This window comes from Phaeobacter piscinae (assembly GCF_002407245.1).
Taxonomy (GTDB): Bacteria; Pseudomonadota; Alphaproteobacteria; order Rhodobacterales; family Rhodobacteraceae; genus Phaeobacter; species Phaeobacter piscinae.
Genome location: NZ_CP010681.1, coordinates 3217138 through 3241038, shown reverse-complemented (window position 1 = coordinate 3241038; position 23901 = coordinate 3217138). Strand labels below are relative to the sequence as shown.

The following is a 23901-nucleotide window of genomic DNA, read 5'->3' as shown; positions in this document are numbered from 1 at the left end:
AAAAGAGGGAGGCCGCAGCCTGCGGACCCGAAAACGAAGAAACCCCGCCATCTCTGGCGGGGTTCCATGTGTTTTCAAAACAAGAGGCAGATTATTCTGCGTCTTCTTTCTTCTCAGCCTTGATCTCTTCGCCGGTTTCCTGATCCACGATCTTCATGGACAGGCGGACCTTGCCGCGATCATCAAAACCCAGCAGCTTCACTTTCACTTCCTGGCCTTCCTTCAGAACGTCCGAAGGGTGGTTCAGGCGGCGGTTTTCGATCTGGGACACGTGTACCAGGCCATCGCGCTTGCCGAAGAAGTTCACGAAGGCGCCGAAGTCGACGATCTTCACAACTTTACCGGTGTAGATGGCGCCTTCTTCCGGCTCTGCCACGATCGAGTGGATCATGTCATAGGCCTTCTGAATAGCGGTGCCGTCGGCCGATGCGATCTTGATCACGCCGTCGTCGTTGATGTCGACTTTCGCGCCGGAGGTTTCCACGATCTCGCGGATGACCTTACCGCCGGAGCCGATCACTTCACGGATCTTGTCGGTCGGGATCTGCATGGTCTCAATGCGCGGCGCATGGACGGAGAACGCGTTGGTTTCCGACAGAGCCTTGGCCATTTCGCCGAGGATGTGCAGACGGCCGTCTTTCGCCTGATCCAATGCTTTTTCCATGATCTCAGGCGTGATGCCTGCAACCTTGATGTCCATCTGCAGTGAGGTGATACCCTTGTCGGTACCCGCCACTTTGAAGTCCATGTCGCCGAGGTGGTCTTCGTCGCCCAGAATGTCCGACAGGATCGCGTAGGAGCCGTCGTCTTCCAGGATCAGACCCATGGCCACACCGGCAACCGGTGCCTTCAGCGGAACGCCGGCGTCCATCATGGACAGCGAACCACCGCAGACGGATGCCATCGAAGAGGAACCGTTCGATTCGGTGATCTCCGACACCACGCGGATGGTGTAGGGGAAGTCGGTCGGCGCAGGCAGAACCGCCTGAAGCGCGCGCCATGCCAGCTTACCGTGACCGATTTCACGGCGACCCGGGGAGCCGACACGACCCACTTCACCAACCGAGTAGGGAGGGAAGTTGTAGTGCAGCAGGAAGTTGGATTTGAAGTTGCCGTGCAGCGCGTCGATGAACTGCTCGTCGTCACCGGTGCCCAGCGTGGTCACGGCCAGTGCCTGGGTTTCGCCACGGGTGAACAGCGCCGAACCGTGGGTCCGCGGCAGCATGCCGGTCTCCGACTCGATGGCGCGGACGTCCGTGGTTGACCGTCCGTCGATCCGCTTGCCGGTCTTGACGACGTCGCCACGCAGAATGCCAGCTTCCAGCTTCTTCAGGGCGGAACCGAGGTTGGCATCTTCCAGCTGTTCTTCTGTCAGCGAGGCTTTGATCGCGTCGCGGGCAGCGGCAACAGCGGCGGTGCGCTCCTGCTTGTCGGTGATTGCGAATGCAGCGCGCATCTGCTCTTCACCTGCGGCTTTCACGACGGCGAACAGCTCGGAATAATCCGCCGGCTGGAAGTCAAACGGCTCTTTCGCCGCGTCTTCTGCCAGAGAGATGATCAGGTCGATCACCGGCTGGATCTGCTCATGAGCAAATTTCACCGCACCCAGCATTTCTGCTTCGGTCAGCTCGTAAGCCTCGGATTCAACCATCATCACGGCATCTTTGGTGCCGGCAACAACCAGATCCAGACGCTGATCAGGGTTCAGGCGCAGGTCCTGCATGTCGTCGACAGTCGGGTTCAGAACGTATTCGCCGCCCTCAAAACCAACGCGCGCAGCTGCGATCGGACCCATGAAGGGTGCGCCGGACAGGGTCAGCGCCGCAGAGGCTGCGATCATTGCGACCATGTCGGGATCGTTGACCAGATCGTGGCTCAGCACGGTGCACATCACCAGAACTTCGTTCTTGAAGCCGGGGACGAACAGCGGGCGGATCGGACGGTCAATCAGACGCGCAGTCAGCGTTTCTTTTTCGGTGGGGCGTGCTTCACGCTTGAAAAAACCACCGGGGACCTTGCCCGCCGCGTAGTATTTTTCCTGGTAGTGGACGGTCAGAGGGAAGAAGTCCTGACCCGGTTTTTGCTGGCGGGCAAAGGTGACATTTGCCATGACCGAGGTCTCGCCCAGGGTGGCAATCACGGTGCCATCAGCCTGACGGGCAACCTTGCCGGTCTCCAGTGTGAGCGTCTCTTCGCCCCACTGCATCGATTTCTTTGTAACGTTAAACATTCAGCTTATCCTAGCTGGGAGCACTCCCGGGCGTATCCCGGGTCTCCCGTTTGATGTGGCGGCCCCATTGCCGCCGACCCCTCTCTATCTTTCTTTCGACTGCCGGGGTCTTGGCAGCACGTCTCAGATAGGCCGCCCTTACAGGATTTTTGCACAGATTGAAAGGGCAAGCGCTGGCCGAGCCTGTGCATTGAAATTTTGGCGCCGGGCCAATGCAGCAGGTCGCACCGGCAAACTTGGCAACTCAAAACACTGATGCGTTAACCAGATCCTCAACGTTTTTATGAAAACATTGCGCACCCCAGAAGGGAAAGATGCCGTCGCCCCCACCACGAACGAACAGGTGCTGAATGAACGATTGGACCTCCGGCTATGTTGCCGAGCTCGACTACTCGCATGATTTCTTTCATGAGATGACGCCATCGCGCTTGGCGTTTGCTGCGTTGTCGCGGGGGCATCGGCATGGGTTGGACGACAACCGTCTAACCTATTGTGAGTTGGGCTGTGGGCAGGGGTTCACCGCCAATCTGCTGGCCGCTGCAAACCCGCATGTTGATGTACATGCCATGGATTTCAATCCGGCGCATATCGCTGGTGCACATCGATTGGCGCGGGAGGCCGCGGTGCCCAATGTCACCTTCTACGAAAGGTCCTTTGAGGATTTTGAGGAGGAGGCAACCCTGCCAAACAGCTTCGACGTGATTGCGCTCCACGGTGTTTATAGCTGGGTTTCGCGTGAGAATCAGGAACGGATTATCGACTTTATTGCCCGTCGCCTGAAACCCGGTGGACTGGTCTATATCAGTTACAATACACAACCGGGCTGGGCACCATCGATGCCATTGCGCCGATTGCTGACGGATCGCGCGTCCCAAGGCAACGGGTCACTGGAACAACGCATCGATGAGGCCCTGGATTTCGCCGAGCGATTGAAGCTGGCCGACGCCGGTTTCTTTGCCTCCAATCCTGGTCAGCTGACCCGGCTGAGCGAGATGAAGTCCATGTCCCGGAATTATCTCGCGCATGAGTTCTTCAACAAAGATTGGACCCCGTTTCATTTTGCCGATGTTGCAGATGATCTTGCGCAGGCAAAACTGGAGTTTATGGGCGCGGCGAACCCTCTGGATCACATCGACGATATCTGTCTCAGCAGGCCACAGCAGGCGCTGCTCGCAGAAGAAAGCAATTCAGTCAGGCGCGAGGGCCTGCGTGATATTCTGTTGAACGAGCAGTTCCGCGCAGATGTTTTTGTACGGGGGTGGCTGCCACAGACACAACGTGGCGGCGTCGGAGGGTGGTTTCAGACCCCCTTTGCGCTGGCGCGTCATTATGGAACCGGCCCGTTGAAAGTCAGCTGGCGCAAGGGCGATATCGCGCTGGAAGCGAGCCAGTATGAGCCTGTCTTGCAGGCTTTGTCCGATGGGCACCACACCGTTCGTGCCTTGCTGGAGCAAGGGGTGTTCTCAGATATGACTTGGGGCGACATTACGCGGATGCTGACGATTCTGACCGGTGCGGGCTATATCGTGCCCTGTTTGCCGCAAGCGGGATATGCGGATCGGATTGTGCGGTGCCGCGACTTCAATATGGCGGTTTGCAAGAATGCTGAGGACAGCGAGCGCCTGGGATTCCTGGCATCCCCGGTGACGGGGGGCGGTGTCGCGGTTGACCGAATGGAGCAGCTGTTCCTACTGGCTCAAAGCGAGGGTCATCAGACACCAAATGACTGGGCGACCTTCGTCTGGCGAATTCTTGAGCCCCAAGGGCAACGGCTGGAGCAGGAGGGTCGCGTTCTGGACCTACCAGAGGAAAACCTTGCCGTCTTGCGCGCCCGCGCCCATGCTTTTTCAGCGCGGCGTCTGGGTATTCTCGCAGGCCTTGGAGTGAGCTTGCTTCAGGCCGACCCATCGCAGCCAGAAATGGCCCATCCGACGGCTGCCTCGTCACAGAGCGGCGCTGTCGCCTAGCTGACCACGGATCATGCACTGAAATAAAAAACGCCCGCAGCCGAGAGGCGCGGGCGTTGATTTTTATTCGTCAGGTCGTCGCGTTTAGCGACGGATGCCGAGACGTTTGATGAGGTCCTGATAGCGGGCCACGTCTTTGCCTTTGGTGTAGTCCAGCAGCTTACGACGCTGAGCAACCATTTTCAGAAGGCCACGACGACCGTGGTTGTCCTTCTTGTGGGTTTTGAAGTGTTCGGTCAGGGTGTTGATGCGCGAGGTCAGGATTGCAACCTGGACTTCCGGGGAACCGGTGTCGCCGTCTTTGGTTGCGAATTCTTTCATCAGGCGGGCTTTTTCTTCAGCAGTGATCGACATCGGGGTCTCCTTTGAAGGTTTGTGTGAATGGCGCAGGCCGGGATGTCGTCCAGCACAGGCCCATGGAGGCGTCTCGGGCACTGCAGTTTTCCGCAGAAAGTCGCAGTGCCGTTGAACAGGTCGCGCGTATACGCAGATTCTTCGGAAATAGCAAAAGGTTTTGAAGAGTGGTCTCTGTCAGCGCAGCGGATGTCGACCCGACCAGATCCGGGTCACTCGAGCGTCAGTCCGCCATCCCCCGATTCTTTGGCAATCACGCCAAAGCCGACAGCGGCATCTTGGTCGACCACCAGTATGTCGGACGCAGTTAACTCTGCCAGTCCGATAACGCGCAGCACCTCCTCGCCGTCGATGGTCACGATATGCTCACCGGGGGTATCTGGATTGTTGCTCACGTCAACGACAGGCGTGTCAGAGCCGAATTTGTCCCAGATGACAACCAGCTGATCCTCATTGCTATTGAAATCGGATAAATCGATGGGGGCGGTGGGGGCCGCGTTGTCCCCATTTGCGTCCTCGCTGATATAGAAATCCCCGGCGCCAACAAGGATACTATCGGCGCCTGTGCCGGCGGTCACGATATCACCGGCCCCGGCAAGTATCGTGTCATCGCCGTCACCGCCGTTCAGATAATCCGTGGCGTCACCATCATCATTGCCGACCAGACGATCATCGCCAGTGCCGCCGAACAGCGTGTCCTGCCCCTGCCCACCTGTCAGATGATCATCATCGTCGTTCCCGTGCAGCGCGTCGCGCCCGTCAGCCCCGACCAGCGTATCATTACCGTGACCGCCGTGGGCCTGATCATCGCCTGCACCGCCGTCAAGCATGTCCTCACCGAAGTGGCCGAACAACCTGTCGTCATCGTCGTCTCCGGACAGCAGGTCATCGCCATCGTCACCGTGCAGAAGATCATCTCCATCCCCACCCTGCAGCGTGTCGTGGCCCTCTCCACCATGCAAAGAATCGTCACCATCGCCGCCCAGCACCCCGTCATCGCCGGAGTAGCCGTTCAGCTGATCGTGTCCCGCAAGACCTTGTAGAGAATCATCCGCATCGCCGCCGCCAAGCTGATCGCTCCCGGAGGTCCCCGTGGAGACAAGTGAAGCTAGGGAGGAGGTTTCATCGGTATTTCCCTCTGCCGCGTGGTCATTGACGTCAGAGCTTTCCGGGTCATCGCCCCCCTCGTCAATCAACAAGATGCCACCAACGGCGGCGACCCCCAACATTGCAGCCAGCATCAACATTCCGGCGACCCCTTACAAAACACGCGGAACACCCGCATGATCAATATTGAACACGCAATGGTTGTATATCAAACCAAATCGAAAGCGATGGTTAGCAAGATCTTATGCCGACTTGGGCCGCCAGGGTTCAGGTTTCTGGTCGTAGCGAATGTAGAGCGGGTGTTTGGGATGACCGGCCTTGCTTAGTCCGAGATGAAACAACGGCCTACCGGTTTCGACAAGCGCCGCCGCAACTTGATCACCTTGCTGACGAAACGCGCCGTGGGTGCCCCAGGCGCAGATCACCTGATCCGCCCAGGCCGCACCCTCCAGAATTATTCCGAGATTATCAGGGCCAATCGGGTCCGCCGCACGTTTCATGTCACGCGGATCAGTGGCCCGAAAGGCAAAGATATTGGTGGCGCGAAATCCGCCATGTCCCAAGGTGCGCGCGCGTCTCTCGCAGCGCTCGATCGTTGGATCGTTCTGCACCTCAGTCGCGGTAGACGGGTTGAGCATCACAAACATCACCCGTGTCCCCGCCGGATCCCAGATCCGGCTGAGGCTATATCGATACTGCTCGCAGTCGGAATAGACCGCGGTTGAAGGCGCGTCGCCCTTGGTGTGGCTGCGATGGATCATGGCGCCCGTGGTGCCCAGACCTCGCGCCGCTGTCAACCACAGGCTAACGGACGAAGACCCGGCTGGGATGCAGCTCGCCGGCTTTGTAGTGTCCAACCGCAACAGCCAGACCATCCAGTGAGGCCCAGGCTTCCTCGCCGTATTCAACATCGGAGGCGAGCACCATTCCGGGATTGCCATTGCGCAGCTTGGCCGCGCCTTCAGGTGTGCAGGTCAGCTGCGGCAGATCGGCGAGCCCTTCTTCAAGCGGGCGCAAATAGCCATCAAGATCCGGCGATTTGGCCATTTCATCCAGCGTCTCAAGGCTGATGCCATCCTCCGCGTCAAACGGCCCCGACCAGATCCGGCGCAGGCATTTGACATGGCCGTGACACCCAAGCGCGGCACCCAGATCCCGCGCGATGGACCGCACGTAGCCGCCTTTGCCGCAGGTCATTTCCAACACGACATGGTCAGCGTCAGGACGATCCACCAGGATCAGCTCCTCAACCCACAATGGGCGGGCGGCCAGTTCGATGTCTTCACCGTCGCGCGCCAGCTTATAAGCGCGCTGACCGTCGATCTTCACCGCTGAGAATTTTGGTGGCACCTGCATGATATCGCCAAGGAATTGCGGCAGCGCCGCCACGATGTCCTCATCACTTGGCCGTGTGTCGCTGCTGGCGATCACTTCGCCTTCGGCGTCATCGGTATTGGTCGCCTGACCGAGCCGCACAGTGAAGGTGTAGGCCTTCAGCGCATCGGTGATATAAGGCACGGTCTTGGTGGCTTCGCCGAGGGCGACTGCCAGAACGCCGGTTGCCTCGGGATCCAATGTGCCGGCATGGCCTGCCTTCTTCGCATCAAAGGCCCAGCGGACTTTGTTGACAACCGCAGTGGACGTCAGCCCCGCAGGCTTGTCGACCACCAGCCAGCCGGAAATATCGCGCCCTTTGCGTTTGCGTCCCATATCGTACCCCAATGTCATCGTCGGTGAGAGAGGCGCGCGGGGTAGCCCAGCCATCCCGGGCTGTCAATCGCGGGAGGTCGCGAAACCGTCAGCCAACTGCGGCGCGGGCTGGCCCAATGCGTGTGGTTGGCTCAGTTGGTCGCCGCGTCGCTCTGGGTGCCGTCTGCCACCACGCCCACCACCGGCCCCATCATGAAACCGGCATCACTGCGATTGATCTGCGGTGCGTGGAGCCGCGATATATTGCCATCAAAATAGAGCGCGCTTGGCAGTTTCAGATGGTCCCGGAACAGGCTGCCAAACTGGTGAAACGTCACAGCGTTCCGCGAGATGGCAAAGACCACGCGCTGGCCGTCGGCGCTGGTGCCGACGCCGTTGCGAATGAAATACGAGGTCGAGTCCGGCAGAAACCGCGGGTGCAACGCGCCGTCGATCACCAGCATCGGGCCGGATTGCGTGGCGTAGCGGCACGATGGCTCTGTCTCGGCGAAGGTCAGTGTTTCGATCACATCCGTGCGGGCAGCGCCGATACACAGCACCCCATTGGGCAACAGTCCGAAATTGCCCGGACCGGGGGTTGTGATCAGCCGCATCTCCTCGCCGTCGCCGTCCCGGTACAATCCGACAGGAGAACGGTCGCGATGGTACATGCCGGCATTGGTCGCAAAGGGCAGACTCTGCCCCTTGGCAGCCAGATCGTTTTCGATTGTCGAGAAATGACCGTAGACCTCGCCCGCGCCGTTTTTCAGAAACAGGCGCAGCTCATCTTCGGCCACGTCGACCTCGCAGATCGTGTAGCGATTGCCGTCATAGGCGATGTCGCGGCAGTCCACCGCCGCTGCAGGCGCAGCCCAAAGGGCCAACACCACAGCCACCGCCCAGCGAATCACTCGCCGATATCGCGGCGCACCGCGTCCTGCGACAGCATCCGGCGGGTGTCATCCATCCGGTCAAAGGTGTCATCCAGCTGGAACCGCAGTTCCGGCGTGAATTTCAGTGCCAGCTTCTTGCCGATCATCCGACGCAGTTCGCCCTTGTTGCGAGCCATCAGTTTGAGCGTGTCTTCCTGCCCCTTGCCACCAAGCGGCAGCACATAAGCCGTGGCAATACGCAGATCGGGCGAGGTGCGAACCTCACCAACGGTGATCGACAGCCGGTTCAATTCGGGATCATGCAGGTCACCGCGTGCAAAGATCTCGGACAAGGCGCGGCGAATCAATTCGCCGACGCGGAGCTGACGTTGTGAGGGCCCTGAGCCCTCTTGGAGTTTGTTCTTAGCCATATATCCGATTTATGCCGAAAGCGGGGCTTTGCCAAGCGCAGCACAAGCGGTTAGGACAAAACCAGCCCGAAACAGACCACCCGCGATCCAGCGCAACACCTAAGGACCCCAGACATGACAGCTTCCCGCACGGATACACCCGGCATCGTGATCACCGGCGCCTCTGGGCGCATGGGGCAGATGCTGATCAAGACGGTTGCGGATCATCCCCGCGCGCATCTGGTCGGCGCGGTGGAGCGGGCAGGCCACGATTGGGTCGGTCAGGATGTAGGGCTGGCCATGGGCGGCTCTGAAATCGGTGTGACAGTGACCGACGATGCGGCTGCTGCCTTTGCCAAGGCGCAGGCCGTGATCGACTTCACCAGCCCAGCGGCGACTATTGCCTTTGCCGGGTTTGCGGCCGAGGCCGGTGTTGTCCATGTCATCGGCACCACCGGGATGAGCGACGCAGAGATCGCCCAGCTGGAACCGGCCTCGCGTCAGTCGGTGCAGATGCGCGCTGGCAATATGAGCCTTGGCGTGAACCTGCTGGTCCAGTTGACCAAGAAGGTCGCCGCCGCCCTTGATGAGGATTTTGATATCGAAGTGATTGAGGCGCATCACCATCACAAAGTCGACGCCCCCTCCGGCACCGCGCTGATGTTGGGAGAGGCCGCCGCCGAAGGGCGCGGCGTGGTGCTCTCAGATGTCAGCGACAGCGGGCGCGATGGCATCACCGGCGCGCGCAAGCGCGGTGATATCGGTTTCAGCGCCATTCGCGGTGGTGATATCGTCGGGGAACATGACGTGCTGTTTGCCGGCCAGGGAGAGCGTATCGTCCTGCGCCATCTGGCGACGGACCGTGCGATCTTTGCCCGCGGGGCCATTAAGGCCGCACTTTGGGGTCAGGATAAGCAACCCGGTCAATACGACATGCTGGATGTGCTGGGCCTCTGATCCTCAGAGCAGGGATGCGGCGCCGCTGAACGTCTCGAACCCTTCGGTGGTTTCCACCACCGAAGCTTCGAAATGGGCGATCAATGGCATCACTTGAGGCTCCAGTTCTTTCAGCCAGACAGGCCCGTCGTAGAAGTCATCCTTGATGCGTTCGCGGTCCGATAGCGTTGCAAAGGCGCGCATCCAGTGGACGACATCCGGATCCTCTAGATCGCGCATCGGACCAAAAACCAGCATGCCCGCGTCGCGCAATGCTGGTCTGTTCACCCGTTCAAAGACCTCAATAAAGGCTTCGCGTTTGCCGGGGTGCAGCCTGTAGCGGCGGATCTCGATGATCATGCAGGCCTCCTGCGGTGACACCGTCAGAAATCGATGGTGATGCCTTTTTTCTCCCAATCACCGTAACGCGCGGGATCTGGACCATCGCGACCGCCGAGCTCAACCGGGCGATTGGCCGCCTCGGCCTCAGCGGCCTTGCGCCGTTCCGCGGCTTCCGCCAGCGCCCGCTGTGCGGCGGGCGGCAGATCTGTTGCCGGATCGATTTTGGTTTTGTCAGCGTCACTCATGCCGGGTTCCCTTGTTGTCGTTCTATGATATACGCCCGCGTCCGGCGGCGACAACCCATCGCGCCGCTGCCCTATATCAGGAGACCCGCATGTCCAACGCAAGCCAAGCCCGCCGCCGCGCTATTCACCTGCTGGATCAGGTGCTCGGGGAGGGCAAGCTGCTGTCTGAATGTTATGCAGCTGGCGCCTTGGACAAGCTCCCGGTGGAGGAGCGGGCGCGCAGTCAGCGACTGGCAACAGATACGCTGCGCAATTTGGAACGCGCGGACCGGATCCTGCAGAAACATCTTAAGAAATCGACGCCGCTGACAGTTCACAATGCCCTGCGTATTGGCACCGTCGAACTGTGTCAGGGCGGGGCGGCACATGGGGTGGTAAACGAGATGGTGGACATTATCGCGCGTCACCGCCGCCACGGTAAACTGAAGGGGCTGGTCAACGCGGTTCTGCGCAAGGTGGCGGATCAGGGGCCTGCTGAATGGGCCAAGCTGCGGGTCCCGCGCCTGCCGAAATGGCTGCGCAGCCCGCTGTCTCAGGCCTGGGGCGCACCTGCGATGCTGTCGATTGAGGCGGCTCATCTGGCGGGCGCGCCGCTTGATCTGACGGCAAAACCTGGTGCGGATCTGTCGGCGTTGGAGGCAACCCGCCTGCCAACCGGGTCTTACCGTCTCCACGGATCGGTTCAGGTTTCTGGCCTGCCGGGATTTGAGGCCGGTGACTGGTGGGTACAGGATGCCGCCGCCGCGCTGCCTGCGCAGCTGCTGGCGGCACAGCCGGGCGAATCGGTGCTGGATCTCTGCGCGGCGCCGGGGGGCAAGACGATGCAGATCGCAGCCACTGGCGCGAATGTGACGGCCGTGGATCAATCCGCTGGTCGGATGGCGCGCCTGTCGGAGAACCTTGACCGGACCGGCCTCAGCGCCACGGTGGTTGTCGGTGATGCGCTGGAACAGACCGGCCAATATGATGCGGTCCTGCTGGATGCGCCGTGTTCCGCAACGGGCACGATTCGCCGGCACCCGGACCTGCCCCATGCCAAGGATGGCAGTGGCTTTGGCGCGCTGATTGAATTGCAGGCACAGATGCTTGCCCATGCCTGGAGCCTGGTGAAACCGGGTGGACGGTTGATTTACTGCACCTGTTCGCTCTTGCCGGATGAGGGCGAATGCCAGGTTGAAGATGCGCTTGAGATGTTTCCCGATATGTCGGTCGGCGATCGGATCCACGCGGTCGCGGGCATCGACCCCGACTGGATCACAGAAGAAGGCGGGCTGCGTCTGCGACCTGATTACTGGGCTGATCAGGGCGGTATGGACGGTTTCTACATGGCGGAATTGCGCAAGGGCGCGGCCTGACCTCAGGTCTCGGCGGTCCTTCGCCGCCCGGCCATCGAGTCGCCTGCCGCATTATCGGTGACTTGGCCTGTAAGCCTCGCTATGCTCAGCGCAAAACGCCCCGGAAAAAATCTCTGGCGTGAGGCAAGAGAGCATGTCCCGATACGATAGAATGGCGCGGCGCGGCACCCGCCTGTTGAACCGCTTTTACGCACGGCGCGCGCGACGGCAGCCCGGCGCCACGGCCTTTGTGTCGCAGCCTGAGCCGCGCACCATCGGCAGCTTTGCCCGCGGTCGGCAACTGGTGGCGGGCAATCTTCTGTTTGCGGGTTACCTCGTCGAATCGCCGACCACCGGGCTCTGGGATGTGGTGGCGCCCGATCTCGCCTTTGATGCAGAACGGCACGGGTTTGCCTGGCTTGATGATCTGGCCGCTGTTGGTGATTTTCGGGCCCGGGAAAAGGCACAGCTCTGGGTCTGGGGATGGATCGACACCCATGGCAACGGCAGCGGGCCGGGCTGGTCGCCGGATCTGACCGGTCGTCGGGTGATCCGCTGGATCAACCACGCGCTGTTCCTGCTGGCGGCCCGCACGGCGGAGCAATCGGAGGCCTTCTTCGGAGCCCTGTCCCGCCAGACCTGGTTCCTCTCCCGCCGCTGGCAAGGGGCCTCCCCCGGATTGCCCCGGTTTGAGGCACTCACCGGTTTGATCTACGCGGGCCTTGCTCTCAAGGGGCATGAGGATCAGGTCGACCCCGCTCTGAAGGCCCTGGCCGAGGAATGCTCCAGCCAGATTGATGATCAGGGTGGCCTGCCGACCCGCAACCCTGAGGAGCTGCTGGAGGTCTTTACCCTGCTGACCTGGGCTGCGGCTGCGCTACAGGATGCCGGACGCGGCGTTCCACCCGCGCAACTGGCCGCGATTGAGCGGATCGCACCGACCCTGCGCACATTGCGTCATGCGGATGGCGGCCTCGCGCGGTTCCACGGCGGTGGTCGCGGGCTGGAGGGGCGGCTGGATCATGCGCTTGCGGCAAGCCATGTCACCACGCGCCACGCCGATGGTTTGGCGATGGGCTATGCCCGCCTGTCCGGGCGGCGCACCTCGGTGATCATTGATGCGTCTGTTCCGCCGACAGGGCGCGCCTCTTGGAATGGTCATGCCTCCACCCTGGCGTTTGAGCTGACATCCGGTCGTCGCCCGCTGATCGTCAACTGCGGCTCGGGCGAAACCTTTGGTGTTGAGTGGCGCCGAGCGGGGCGGGCAACACCGTCCCATTCCACGCTCTGTATCGAAGGGCATTCCAGCGCCCGCCTGGCCCCGCCGGAACGCGGCAGCGGCCATGAGATCATGACTGAGGCGCCCGACAACGTGCCGCTGGATGTGTCTGATCTGGAAGACGGCTATCGCTTCCAAGGCGGGCACAATGGCTATGAGCGCCATTTCGGCCTGACCCATGCGCGCACGCTGGAACTGGCGGTGGATGGCCGTGGTCTGGCTGGTGAGGACATGTTGCTGGCGCTGGATACCCGCAACAAACGCCGTTTCGACAAGGCGATGGACGCCCATTCGCTGGGCGGTATTGGCTTTGAGATCCGGCTGCATCTGCACCCGGATGTGGACGCAGCCCTTGACTTGGGGGGCGCAGCAGTATCCATGGCGCTCAAGAGCGGGGAGATCTGGGTGTTCCGTCATGATGGAACCTGCGAGTTGAAGCTGGAACCCAGCGTATACCTGGAAAAAACCCGCTTGAAGCCGCGTGCGGCAAAACAGATCGTTCTCTCCGGGCGGGCAATGAACTATGCCACGCGCATCCGGTGGACGCTCAGTAAGGCGCAGGAGACTGCCGTTGCCGTGCGAGACCTGAACCGGGATGATCCCGCGTTAACCGACTGAGCCTGAAAAGGACCTGCCCTGCCATGACTGACCTTCACCCCGTACGCCGTGCGTTGCTTTCCGTATCCGACAAGACCGGGCTGATCGACCTGGGCAAGGCCTTGGCGGCACGCGGCGTTGAGCTGCTCTCAACTGGCGGCACGGCCAAGGCGCTGCGCGACGCAGGGCTGACCGTCAAGGACGTCTCCGAAATCACCGGCTTTCCGGAAATGATGGATGGTCGGGTCAAAACGCTGCATCCGATGGTGCATGGCGGGCTGCTGGCATTGCGCGACAACGACACGCATGTGGCCGCGATGGAAGAGCATGGGATCGGCGCCATCGACCTTCTGGTAGTGAACCTCTACCCGTTTGAGGACACCGTGGCCAAGGGCGGCGACTACAACACCTGCATTGAAAACATTGATATTGGCGGCCCGGCAATGATCCGTGCGGCGTCCAAGAACCACCTGTTCGTGAACGTTGTGGTCGATGTCGAGGATTACGAACCGCTGCTGGCAGAGCTGGATCGCAATGATGGCCAGACCTCTTATGGATTCCGTCAATGGTTGGCGCAGAACGCCTACGCCCGGACGGCCGCCTATGACGCGGCAGTATCAAACTGGATGGCGGGCGCACTGAATCTTGAGGCGCCGCGCCGCCGTGCCGTGGCAGGACAGCTGGCGCAGACCCTGCGCTATGGTGAGAACCCGCATCAGCAGGCGGCCTTCTACCTTGATGGCTCCGCCCGCGCAGGCGTCGCCACCGCGCAGCAGGTGCAGGGCAAGGAACTGTCCTACAACAACATCAACGACACCGATGCGGCTTTTGAACTGGTCAGCGAGTTTGCACCCGCTGATGGCCCGGCCGTGGCGATCATCAAACACGCCAACCCCTGCGGCGTGGCCCGTGGCACAACGCTGAAAGATGCGTACCAAAAGGCCTTTGACTGCGACCGCACCTCTGCCTTTGGCGGGATCGTGGCTCTGAACCAGCCGCTGGACGGCGAAACCGCGCAAGAGATCGTGCAGATCTTCACCGAAGTGGTCATCGCCCCCGGTGCCTCGGATGAGGCCAAGGCTATTTTTGCGGCCAAGAAAAACCTGCGTCTGTTGCTGACGGATGGTCTGCCCAACCCGCAGGACACGGGTCTGACCACCCGTCAGGTGTCTGGCGGAATGCTGGTGCAGGACAAGGACGTCGGTCACCGGGCCATGGACGACCTGAAGGTGGTCACCGAGAAGGCCCCGACCGATGAGCAGATGCAGGATCTGCTGTTTGCCTGGAAGGTTGCAAAACACGTGAAATCCAACGCCATCGTCTATGTAAAATCTGGCCAGACCGTTGGTGTCGGCGCCGGCCAGATGAGCCGCCTGGACAGTGCCACCATTGCAGGCGTGAAAGCGCAGCGGATGGCTGATGCGCTGGAATTGCCGGTGAGCTTGGCAAAAGGGTCTGCGGTTGCATCCGATGCATTCTTCCCCTTTGCGGACGGTCTTCTGGAAGCTGCGGCAAACGGTGCCACCTGCGTGATCCAGCCCGGTGGTTCCATGCGCGATGATGAGGTCATCAAGGCCGCCAATGACGCAGGCCTGGCAATGGTCTTCACCGGCATGCGTCACTTCCGACACTAAACGCGGCTAACGCAGATCGGGCCGGGTTTGGCCCGATCTCGCCTCAAATTCCGGGCAAAGGGGGCCGTACAATGCGAGCCAAAGTGATGATCTGGGCCGCGATACTGGCGCTGCTTGCCGATCAGATCAGCAAATATCTGGTGGTGCGGGTCATGGATGTGGCCAATCGCGGCGGCATTGATGTGCTGCCACCGCTGCTGCGGTTTCGCTATGGCGAGAATACCGGCATCAATTTTGGTCTGTTCGGCGGTGGGACCGATACTACGCGATGGGTTCTTATTGCTCTGTCACTTGTGATCTGCGTGGTGCTGGTGGTCTGGATCGCGCGGCTGCCTGCCAATGCGCGCATGATGCAGCTATCAGCCGGTTTGGTGATCGGCGGCGCGCTTGGCAATGTGGTGGACAGACTGCTTTACGGGTATGTGCTGGACTTTCTCAATATGTCCTGCTGCGGTATCAACAATCCCTTTGTCTTCAACGTGGCGGACATCTTCATCTTTGCGGGTGCGGCCGGCTTGATCCTATTTGATGGGCGGCAGAAAAACCCTGCGTGACCTCGCTGGGGAAATGCGATAAAAGCGGCTCAAACAGGCAGGAGTAACGGGTCATGCGGATCCCTTTTGGTGTGATTGTTCTGATGGGCGCGCTGGCCGTATCTGCTTGCGGGCAAAAAGGGTTGCGCGATCTGCGCCCGGCCGGAACCGGCCCGGATGAATTCATGGTCCTGCCCGCCAAGCCACTGGCCGAGCCGACCAGCTATCAGACGCTGCCGCAGCCCACACCCGGCGCGGCCAATCTCACCGACCGCAACCCCAAGGGTGAAGCCGTCGCCGTGCTTGGCGGCAACCCGGCTGCGCTGGTGCCCGGTGAGGGCATTCCCGCCAGCGACGGCGCATTGGTCACCGCCGTGAGCCGCTATGGCGTCGACCCCGACGTCCGCGCGGATCTCGCGGTGCGCGATGCGAAGAAACGCAAGCGTGAAAACCGCACCGCGCGGTTCAAACTGTTCCCGGTCGATCGCTATCAAGAGGCGTACAAGCGCGAGGCCATCGCGCCGGATCAGGTCAGCGAAGTTTTCCGCCGTGCGGGTTTTGAGACACCGTCAGCCCCACCGGCAGAGTAACGCCGAACAGGCCGTACCAGCGGCGCCGGGCGATCACAAAAACGCCATTTCCCTTGCACATGCCCCTCTAGAGCGTAGTTTGACGTTAGCGATGTTGGCTCGGTTTTCGGGCTGATTGCCATTGATATGTTGCTGGATCGGACTTGTTTCTGTTGCACCGCAGGCCACACGGACCGGGTCGCGCTGCATCGCCCGTCAGGGCAGGCTGCGGGATCTGACCGGCTGCATGAGTCTATTTTGACGCGACCGGTGCTTGTGGTGCCGGTGGCGCACCGCAAAAAGGAGATCACCGAATGATCCCCCCTATGAAGCCTGTGATCCGGCGGATCACCCGGGCCACCGCCTTTGTCGCGGCCCTTGCTGCTCTGGACAGCGCTGGTTTGACGGCGTCAGGCCTGGTTCAGGGCGCACAGGCGCAAGACACTGCCGCTCAATCCGAAGCGAGTGATATGGTCACCAGCTTTGTCCTTGATAACGGGATGCAGGTCGTGGTGATCGAAGACCACCGCGCGCCTGTCGTGCAGCATATGGTCTGGTACCGTGCAGGCTCCGCCGATGAACCTGTCGGCCAGTCCGGTGTTGCACATTTTCTGGAACATTTGCTGTTCAAGGCCACTGATAAGTTGGAGGCAGGGGAACTTTCGGCCACCGTTGCTGCAAACGGCGGCCGGGACAACGCCTTCACCAGCTATGACTACACGGCGTATTTCCAGCGTGTCGCGGCGGACCGCCTGGGGCTGATGATGCAGATGGAAAGCGACCGGATGGTCAACATCCGCCTCACCGAGCAGGATATCGAGACCGAGCGGGAGGTCATTCTGGAAGAGCGTAACCAGCGCACGGACAGCGAGCCGCGGGCGCTGTTTCGTGAGCAGTTGAACGCCGCGCAATATCTCAACCATCGGTATGGCCAGCCCATTATTGGCTGGCGTCATGAGATGGAAGAGCTGGACATGGCGGATGCGCTCTCGTTCTACGGAACCTATTACGCGCCGAACAATGCGATTTTGGTTGTCTCCGGTGACGTTGATCCGGAGGAGGTGCGTCGCCTTGCCGAGGAGACCTATGGGCAGATCCCGGCCAACCCGGATCTGCCGGAACGGGTTCGCAGCAAGGAGCCGCCGCAGACCGCCGCCCGTCGCATTGTCTTCAAAGACCCGCGCGTGGCGCAGCCGTTTGTTCAGCGCTCCTATCTGGCGCCGGAACGTGACAAAGGTGCGCAAGAACGCGCAGCGGCGCTCTATCTTCTGGCTGAACTCTTGGGCGGTGGCAGCACCTCTTACCTGACCAACGCGCTGCAGTTTGATCAGCAGGTGGCGGTCTACACCGGTGTGTTTTACTCCGACGTGTCTCTGGATGACACGACCTTTGATTTTCTGGTCGTGCCCGGGGCTGATGTGAGCCTTGAGGAGGCCGAGGCCGCGCTGGATGCCACCTTTACCCGGTTTCTGGAAGACGGCGTTGATGAGGCGCAGCTGGAGCGAATCAAACTGCAACTGCGGGCCGCAGAAATCTACGCCCGCGACAACGTCGACGGAATTGCCAACCGCTATGGACGGGCGCTTGCGTCGGGTCTGACAGTTGAGGATGTGCAGGCTTGGCCGCGTATCCTGCAATCCATCACCGCAGATGAAATCATCGCCGTCGCCCGCGAGGTGTTGCGGCCGGAGGTATCGGTCACCGGCTGGATGATGCGAGACGAAGAGGTAAGCCAATGAAGGCGCTAAAGCTTGTCACGGCCGCATTGGCCGCCTGTTTCTTCGCCCTGCCGGTCTGGGCAGAGGTGAAGATCAAAGAGGTGACCTCTCCCGGCGGCATAACCGCATGGCTGGTCGAAGATCACAGCATTCCCTTCACTGCGCTGGAGCTGCGCTTTCGCGGCGGCACGTCGCTCGACAAGCCGGGCAAACGTGGCGCGACTTATCTGATGGCGGGGCTGCTTGAGGAGGGGGCCGGGCCGCTGGCTGCGCAGGACTACGCCCGCACAGTCGAAAGCCTGGCTGCCGGGTTTTCCTATGATGCGGATAAGGACACGGTGTCGATCTCAGCGCAGTTTCTGAGCGAGAACCGCGATCAGGCCGTTGATCTGCTGCGCCAGACCATCCATGAGCCACGCTTTGATCAGGATGCGCTGGACCGGGTGCGCGCTCAGGTTCTGGCCGGTCTGCGCGCTGATGCCAAGGATCCCAACGATATCGCAGGGCGGGTGTTTTCGCAGATGGCCTTTGGCGATCACCCCTATGGCACCGAAGGCAACGGCACCATCGAAAGCGTTACCGCGCTCACCCGTCAGGATATGTTCGATGCCCATGATGCGGTGTTTGCCCGTGATCGGCTCTATGTTGGGGCGGTTGGGGATATCACTGAGGCTGAGTTGGGGGCGCTGCTGGATACTTTGCTGGGCGATTTGCCAGACGCAGGGGCGCCAATCCCGGGACCGGCGGAGGTCACCATTGAGGGTGGTGTGACTGTTGTTGACTATGACACACCGCAATCCGTGGCTCTGTTTGGGCATGCCGGGATCGAGCGCGACGACCCGCGGTATTTCGCAGCCTACCTGTTGAACCAGATCCTTGGCGGCGGGTCTTTTGACAGTCGCCTGATGTCGGAAGTGCGCGAAAAACGCGGCCTGACCTATGGCGTCTACAGCTATCTGGTGCCGCGTGATCTGGGGGCCGTCTACATGGGTTCGGTCGCGTCGGCCAACGGCAAGATTGCCGAAACGGTTGAGGTCATCCAGACGGAATGGGCAAAACTGGCAGCTGAAGGCGTGACAGAGAAAGAGCTGGAAGACGCCAAAACCTATCTGACTGGCGCGTATCCGTTGCGTTTCGACGGCAATAGCCGCATCGCGTCGATTCTGGCGGGGATGCAGATGGATGATCTGCCCATTGATTACGTAGCCACCCGCAATGACAAGGTGAACGCTGTCACACTGGAAGAAATCAACAAGGTGGCCAGCGAAATCCTATTGCCGGACCAGCTGCATTTCATCGTGGTTGGTCGACCGGAAGGTTTGCAATCCACCAATTGAGATCAGCGCAGAGCCGATCAAACGGAAAAGGGCGCGACCATCTCTGGTCGCGCCCTTTTTGCTGGATGTGATCGAAGCAGCCATAGCTGCCCCAATCGGTTTATTCGCCGTAGGGAATCCAGATGTTTTTCACTTCTGTTGCGGCCTCAAGGAACCGGCGGCTGTGATCGGCAGACCAGTCCAGCGCCCGACCGTTGTTGACCCAGGTGCGCTTCAGGTTGCCAGCCGAAGCCGCTTCGATCATGGAGGAGAGATCCGAAGAGGAGAAGCTCCAGACCGCATCGACGTTGAGATGGGCAGCCAGTGGCTCGGCCAGCTCGGAGTGACGACCGGTCAGAATGTTGACGACACCGCCGGGCAAATCGGATGTGTCCAGCACCTGATAGAAATCGGTGGCGGCCAGCGGATAGGCCTCGGAGGCGGCCAGAACCATGCGGTTGCCCATGGCAATCGCCGGTGCCATCACCGACACCAGACCCAGCAGGGGAGCTTCATCCGCGCAGAGCGCGCCGATTACGCCGACTGGTTCCTTCATTGCCAGTGCCACACCGCGGATCGGCACCCCATGCGCCTGACCGTCATATTTGTCGGCCCAGGCAGCAGCAGTGAACAGGCGCTGGATTGAGGCCTCGACCTCCTGCGCGCCCTGCGATTTGCCGGTCATCCGGTCGATACGATCCGCAAATTCGCTGGCCCGCGCCGACAGGTTCTCCCCGATATAGTAAAGGATCTGAGCCCGCAGGTGGCCGGTGGTTTTGGACCACGCTTTTGCGCCCGCTGCGGCCTCCACGGCGTTGCGCACATCCTTGCGGTTGCCAAGCCCGACGTGGCCGAGCAGCGCGCCCGATTTTGCGTGTACGGCCTTGGAATACCCGCCATCCGGACGGGCCTGCTTGCCGCCAACATACAGCTTTGCGGTGCGATCCACCGCGTCAACCGGCGCACCCTCGCCGCTGAAACCTGTGACCTTCTCCAGCGCTTTGGTCTTGGCCTTTGGTTTGGTGTAGGCACTGAGCCCTTCCCAGCCACCTTCGCGGCCAAAGCCGCTTTCGCGGGTGCCACCAAAACCGGCCGCCGCATCAAAGAGGTTGGTTGCATTAACCCAGACCACACCCGCAACCAGTTTTGGCGCTATATCCAGCGCCAGATTGACATTCTCAGTCCACAGGGTCGCAGCCAGCCCGTAGCGGGTGTTGTTGGCCAGCTCGACGGCTTCGGAAGGAGTGCGGAACGTGGTGGAGACCAGAACCGGGCCAAAAATCTCTTCCTGCATCAGCGCGTCAGAGGGGGCCAGCCCTTCAATCAGCGTCGGCGGGTAGAAACAGCCGCGTTCCGGCACAGCGACCTGTGCCTGATGCATGCGGCCCGCAGTATTGGCCGCGACCATCTCGCTGATGGTGGTCAGCTGAACCGGATCCACGATGGCTCCGACATCAATGCTCTTGTCCAGCGGGTTGCCGATGCGCAGCTTGTCCATGCGTGTGCGCAGCTTCCGGTGGAAACGCTCGGCGATGCCTTCCTGCACCAGCAGGCGTGAGCCGGCACAGCAGACCTGGCCCTGATTGAACCAGATCGCATCGACCAGACCTTCGATCGCGGAATCAATGTCTGCATCGTCAAACACGATGTAGGGCGATTTGCCGCCCAGCTCCAGGGTCAGCGCCTTGCCGCTGCCTGCGGTGGCTTCGCGGATACGGCGACCCACAGCGGTAGAGCCGGTAAAGGCGATTTTATCGACGTCTGCGCCAACGATCATTTCCCCCACGGCGCCGTCGCCGGTGACGATATTCACAACACCTTTGGGCAGACCCGCCTGACGACAGATATCTGCAAACAGCAACGCGGTGAGGGAGGTATATTCCGCAGGCTTCAGCACCACGGTGTTGCCCATGGCTATGGCGGGTGCCACTTTCCACGCCAGCATCAGCAGCGGGAAATTCCAGGGGATGATCTGACCGCAAACGCCCAATGCCTCACGGTCGGGCAGTTCGCTTTCCATCAGCTGGGCCATACCGGCGTGATAGTAGAAATGCCGCTGTGCCAGGGGGACGTCAATGTCTCGGCTCTCGCGGATCGGCTTGCCGTTATCAAGCGTTTCCAGAACCGCAAACAGGCGCGCGTGTTTCTGCATCAGACGTGCAATTGCATAGAGGTAGCGCGCGCGCCCGGCGCCACCAAGGGCGGCCCATTTGCCCTGCGCCTTGCGCGCAGCAGCAACGGCGCCATCCACATCGGATTGGCTGGCCTGGCTCAAAGTGGCCAGAACCTCACCCGTGGCGGGGTTCTTACTGTCGAACCCATCGCCGGGCGCTGTGAAGTCACCGTCGATGAAATGGCCGAACCGGGCGCCCTGATCCACCAGCCAGGCCAGCGCCTCGGCTGCACTCTCGGGGGCGGGGCCATAAGTCATGGTGTCGAAGATCTCTTTGATGGTCATGTGTCGAGCCTTGTGGTCTGTCGCCGCCTGCCTTGCGAGGGAAGCGGCCCGGAGGCCCTTGGGCGTCCGGGGGTGGCATCTGGATGTTAGGCCAGCGCGTGGCGGTAGCCGGCGGAATAGGCGCCGGTGACATGGTGTTCGAGCTGCCGTTCGATATCGCCCAACAGCGACGAGGCGCCAAAGCGGAACAGATCCGGCTGCAACCAGCGATCCCCCAGCTCTTCCTTGATCAGCGATAGGTAGACCAACGAGTCTTTGGCCTTGGAAATCCCACCAGCGGGTTTGTAGCCGACACGGTAGCCGGTGCGCTCGTGATAGTCACGGATGGTGCGGATCATCACCAGGCTGACTGGCAATGTGGCGTTAACGCTTTCCTTGCCGGTGGAGGTCTTGATGAAGTCAGCTCCAGCCATCATGCAGATCAGCGACGCACGCGCCACATTGCGCAATGTGCCCAACTCGCCAGTGGCAAGGATGGCCTTGACGTGGGCCTCGCCACAGGCCTCACGGAAGGCTTTCATCTCATCATAGAGCGCCTGCCAGTTGCCTGACAGCACGTGACGACGGGAGATCACAATGTCGATCTCTTTGGCACCTGCCTTCACGCTTTCCTCGATTTCGGCCAGCCGGAGGTGAAACGGTGACAACCCGCCGGGAAAGCCGGTGGATACCGCAGCAACCGGAATACCGCTGCCATCCAACGCGTCCACGGCTGTCTCGATCATGTCGTGATAAACACAGACAGCCCCGGTGGTGATCGGCTCCATATCAAGCGCCTGCATCAGATCGGCACGTACCGGTTGACGGGCCTTGGCGCATAGACGCTGCACCCGACCGACGGTATCATCACCGGAGAGCGTGGTCAGGTCGATCAGGGTGATCGCCTTCAGCAGCCAGGCCGCCTGATGGTCTTTCTTCACACTGCGCCGACCAGGCAGGGTGGCGCAACGGCGTTCGATGGCGGAGGTATTTGCCTCAACCCCTAATGCCCAGTCCAGATCCAGCTCCATGCCGGGGTTACGCGGTTCGCCCACCTGCGGCAGCTGCGCGGTGTGCTCTGCAATTTGGCTTTCCATGCCGGGAATCCTCGTTCGAGTTCGGTGCGAAAATCGCACGACCACCCTGTCTTGGCAAGCAAGCGGGGCCGTCTTGGGGGTAAATTTTTGACTGTTTGGACAAAAATTCACTCAGATTGAGAACGATTCGCATTTATTATTGAGAATAATTCGCATTAGCATTGACAGGGCGCCGCGCCGTGCTCTTATTGGGGCAGATGGTATCCAAAGGACCTGCCCAATGCGTTTGCAACTGAACTCACCAATGATGGCCCGCAGAATGATGCTGGCGGCTATGATGGCTCTTACCGGGCTTATCGCGCTACCTATTGGGGGGCTTGGTGCTGGCCCGGCGCGGGCAGAGGCACCCCTGAAAGTGGTGGCAACAACCGGCATGATTGCGGATGCCGCCCGTCAGGTTGGCGGTGATGCCGTTGAGGTCCGCGCGTTGATGGGGCCGGGGGTGGACCCGCATGCCTATCGCCAGACGCGGTCCGACATCGTTGCGATGACCCGCGCGGATCTGGTGCTCTGGCACGGTCTGTATCTTGAGGCGCAGATGGAGGAGTTCTTCCACGATCTGGCGCGCAAGCGGACGGTGGTGGCGGTTGCCGATGGGCTTGACAAGGGCAAACTGCGTGGTCACGATACCTATGCTGATAAATTCGATCCGCACGTCTGGATGACACCCGCCCTGTGGAAGGACATGGTGGCAGAGGTGCAGGCGGCGCTGACCGAGGCGCGCCCGGAACAGGCCGATCTGTTTGCGGCCAACGCTACGGCGCATCTGGCGGAACTGGATCAGCTGATCACCTATGGAACTGAGATTCTTGCCCAGGTCCCTGAGGAAAACCGCGTATTGGTCACGGCACATGATGCCTTTGGCTACTTCGGGCGTGACTTCGGGTTTGAGGTTCTGGGCATTCAGGGCATCTCCACCCAGTCAGAGGCGGGCCTCAACCGCATCGGCGAATTGGTCGATCTGCTGGTGGAGCGCGGTGTCTCCGCGGTCTTCGTCGAAAGCTCGGTCTCGGATCGTTCCGTGCGCGCCCTGATCGAAGGCGCTGCCGCACAGGGGCATGAGGTCCGGATCGGCGGAGAATTGTTCTCCGACGCCATGGGTGCGGATGGCAGCTATGAGGGCACTTATGTCGGGATGCTGGATCACAATATGACCACCATCGCCGCCGCGCTCGGCGCCGAGGTACCACCCAAGGGCATGTCAGGCCGTCTCTCCGGTGCCGGGCTTTGATAGG

21 protein-coding genes are annotated in these 23901 nt (G+C 60.9%); 10 read left to right on the top strand and 11 right to left on the bottom strand.

The window, feature by feature from the left end:
- Positions 1–91: 91 nt before the first annotated feature.
- Positions 92–2230, bottom strand: coding sequence for a polyribonucleotide nucleotidyltransferase (gene pnp / locus phaeop14_RS15370; protein ID WP_040170150.1), 2139 nt, complete (start codon positions 2228–2230; stop codon positions 92–94).
- Between the two features lie 350 nt (positions 2231–2580).
- On the opposite strand from pnp, the gene phaeop14_RS15365 reads away from it, so the two are divergent.
- Entirely contained in the window at positions 2581–4197 is a 1617-nt protein-coding gene (locus phaeop14_RS15365) for a class I SAM-dependent methyltransferase (RefSeq protein WP_096790025.1), read from the top strand.
- A gap of 84 nt (positions 4198–4281) precedes the next feature.
- On the opposite strand, the gene rpsO is transcribed toward phaeop14_RS15365, so the two are convergent.
- The 6 genes from rpsO to rbfA all read right to left on the bottom strand — a co-directional run bounded on the left by rpsO (position 4282) and on the right by rbfA (position 8650).
- A complete protein-coding gene (rpsO, locus tag phaeop14_RS15360; protein ID WP_024098682.1) occupies positions 4282–4551 on the bottom strand; it encodes a 30S ribosomal protein S15 in 270 nt (89 codons plus the stop codon).
- A 212-nt stretch (positions 4552–4763) separates the two neighbouring features.
- Entirely contained in the window at positions 4764–5798 is a 1035-nt protein-coding gene (locus tag phaeop14_RS15355) for a calcium-binding protein (protein WP_096790024.1), read from the bottom strand.
- 102 nt (positions 5799–5900) lie between these two features.
- Positions 5901–6419, bottom strand: a complete 519-nt coding sequence (locus phaeop14_RS15350; RefSeq protein WP_096790023.1) for a DUF1643 domain-containing protein — start codon at positions 6417–6419, stop codon at positions 5901–5903.
- Positions 6420–6462: 43 nt separating this feature from the next.
- Positions 6463–7368, bottom strand: coding sequence for a tRNA pseudouridine(55) synthase TruB (gene truB, locus phaeop14_RS15345; protein ID WP_096790022.1), 906 nt, complete (start codon positions 7366–7368; stop codon positions 6463–6465).
- A gap of 131 nt (positions 7369–7499) precedes the next feature.
- On the bottom strand, positions 7500–8237 hold the full coding sequence (locus tag phaeop14_RS15340; protein ID WP_096790330.1) for a phosphodiester glycosidase family protein: 738 nt from the start codon (positions 8235–8237) through the stop codon (positions 7500–7502).
- A 17-nt stretch (positions 8238–8254) separates the two neighbouring features.
- Entirely contained in the window at positions 8255–8650 is a 396-nt protein-coding gene (rbfA, locus tag phaeop14_RS15335; RefSeq protein ID WP_040170160.1) for a 30S ribosome-binding factor RbfA, read from the bottom strand.
- 114 nt (positions 8651–8764) lie between these two features.
- Between rbfA and dapB the strand changes: the two genes are divergently transcribed.
- On the top strand, positions 8765–9586 hold the full coding sequence (gene dapB / locus phaeop14_RS15330) for a 4-hydroxy-tetrahydrodipicolinate reductase (RefSeq protein ID WP_096790021.1): 822 nt from the start codon (positions 8765–8767) through the stop codon (positions 9584–9586).
- Between the two features lie 3 nt (positions 9587–9589).
- On the opposite strand, the gene phaeop14_RS15325 is transcribed toward dapB, so the two are convergent.
- Together phaeop14_RS15325 and phaeop14_RS15320 are read right to left on the bottom strand one after the other, a co-directional pair.
- Positions 9590–9925, bottom strand: coding sequence for a putative quinol monooxygenase (locus phaeop14_RS15325; RefSeq protein WP_040179140.1), 336 nt, complete (start codon positions 9923–9925; stop codon positions 9590–9592).
- A gap of 23 nt (positions 9926–9948) precedes the next feature.
- The gene (locus tag phaeop14_RS15320) at positions 9949–10152 is read right to left on the bottom strand and encodes a DUF1674 domain-containing protein (RefSeq protein ID WP_096790020.1); all 204 of its coding nucleotides are present in this window, start codon (positions 10150–10152) and stop codon (positions 9949–9951) included.
- An 89-nt stretch (positions 10153–10241) separates the two neighbouring features.
- Between phaeop14_RS15320 and phaeop14_RS15315 the strand changes: the two genes are divergently transcribed.
- The 7 genes from phaeop14_RS15315 to phaeop14_RS15285 all read left to right on the top strand — a co-directional run bounded on the left by phaeop14_RS15315 (position 10242) and on the right by phaeop14_RS15285 (position 19153).
- Entirely contained in the window at positions 10242–11507 is a 1266-nt protein-coding gene (locus phaeop14_RS15315; protein ID WP_040178777.1) for an RsmB/NOP family class I SAM-dependent RNA methyltransferase, read from the top strand.
- A 133-nt stretch (positions 11508–11640) separates the two neighbouring features.
- Positions 11641–13383, top strand: a complete 1743-nt coding sequence (locus phaeop14_RS15310) for a heparinase II/III family protein (protein WP_040178776.1) — start codon at positions 11641–11643, stop codon at positions 13381–13383.
- A gap of 23 nt (positions 13384–13406) precedes the next feature.
- Positions 13407–14996: a bifunctional phosphoribosylaminoimidazolecarboxamide formyltransferase/IMP cyclohydrolase gene (gene purH / locus phaeop14_RS15305; RefSeq protein ID WP_096790019.1), complete on the top strand. Its 1590-nt coding sequence runs from the start codon at positions 13407–13409 to the stop codon at positions 14994–14996.
- Between the two features lie 71 nt (positions 14997–15067).
- The gene (lspA, locus tag phaeop14_RS15300; protein ID WP_096790018.1) at positions 15068–15550 is read left to right on the top strand and encodes a signal peptidase II; all 483 of its coding nucleotides are present in this window, start codon (positions 15068–15070) and stop codon (positions 15548–15550) included.
- Positions 15551–15603: 53 nt separating this feature from the next.
- Positions 15604–16119, top strand: coding sequence for a DUF3035 domain-containing protein (locus tag phaeop14_RS15295; RefSeq protein ID WP_096790017.1), 516 nt, complete (start codon positions 15604–15606; stop codon positions 16117–16119).
- 293 nt (positions 16120–16412) lie between these two features.
- Complete coding sequence (locus phaeop14_RS15290; RefSeq protein WP_040170178.1) at positions 16413–17837, top strand: M16 family metallopeptidase; 1425 nt, start codon at positions 16413–16415, stop codon at positions 17835–17837.
- The gene (locus phaeop14_RS15285; protein WP_096790016.1) at positions 17834–19153 is read left to right on the top strand and encodes a M16 family metallopeptidase; all 1320 of its coding nucleotides are present in this window, start codon (positions 17834–17836) and stop codon (positions 19151–19153) included. The genes phaeop14_RS15290 and phaeop14_RS15285 overlap by 4 nt, the downstream gene beginning before the upstream one ends.
- Before the next feature lie 100 nt (positions 19154–19253).
- Here phaeop14_RS15285 and phaeop14_RS15280 read toward each other — a convergent pair whose 3' ends face one another.
- The gene (locus phaeop14_RS15280) at positions 19254–21590 is read right to left on the bottom strand and encodes an aldehyde dehydrogenase family protein (protein ID WP_096790015.1); all 2337 of its coding nucleotides are present in this window, start codon (positions 21588–21590) and stop codon (positions 19254–19256) included.
- 86 nt (positions 21591–21676) lie between these two features.
- On the bottom strand, positions 21677–22666 hold the full coding sequence (gene deoC, locus phaeop14_RS15275; RefSeq protein ID WP_040170182.1) for a deoxyribose-phosphate aldolase: 990 nt from the start codon (positions 22664–22666) through the stop codon (positions 21677–21679).
- 220 nt (positions 22667–22886) lie between these two features.
- Here deoC and phaeop14_RS15270 point away from each other — a divergent pair, with 220 nt between their 5' ends.
- On the top strand, positions 22887–23897 hold the full coding sequence (locus phaeop14_RS15270; RefSeq protein ID WP_096790014.1) for a metal ABC transporter solute-binding protein, Zn/Mn family: 1011 nt from the start codon (positions 22887–22889) through the stop codon (positions 23895–23897).
- Positions 23898–23901: the final 4 nt, after the last annotated feature.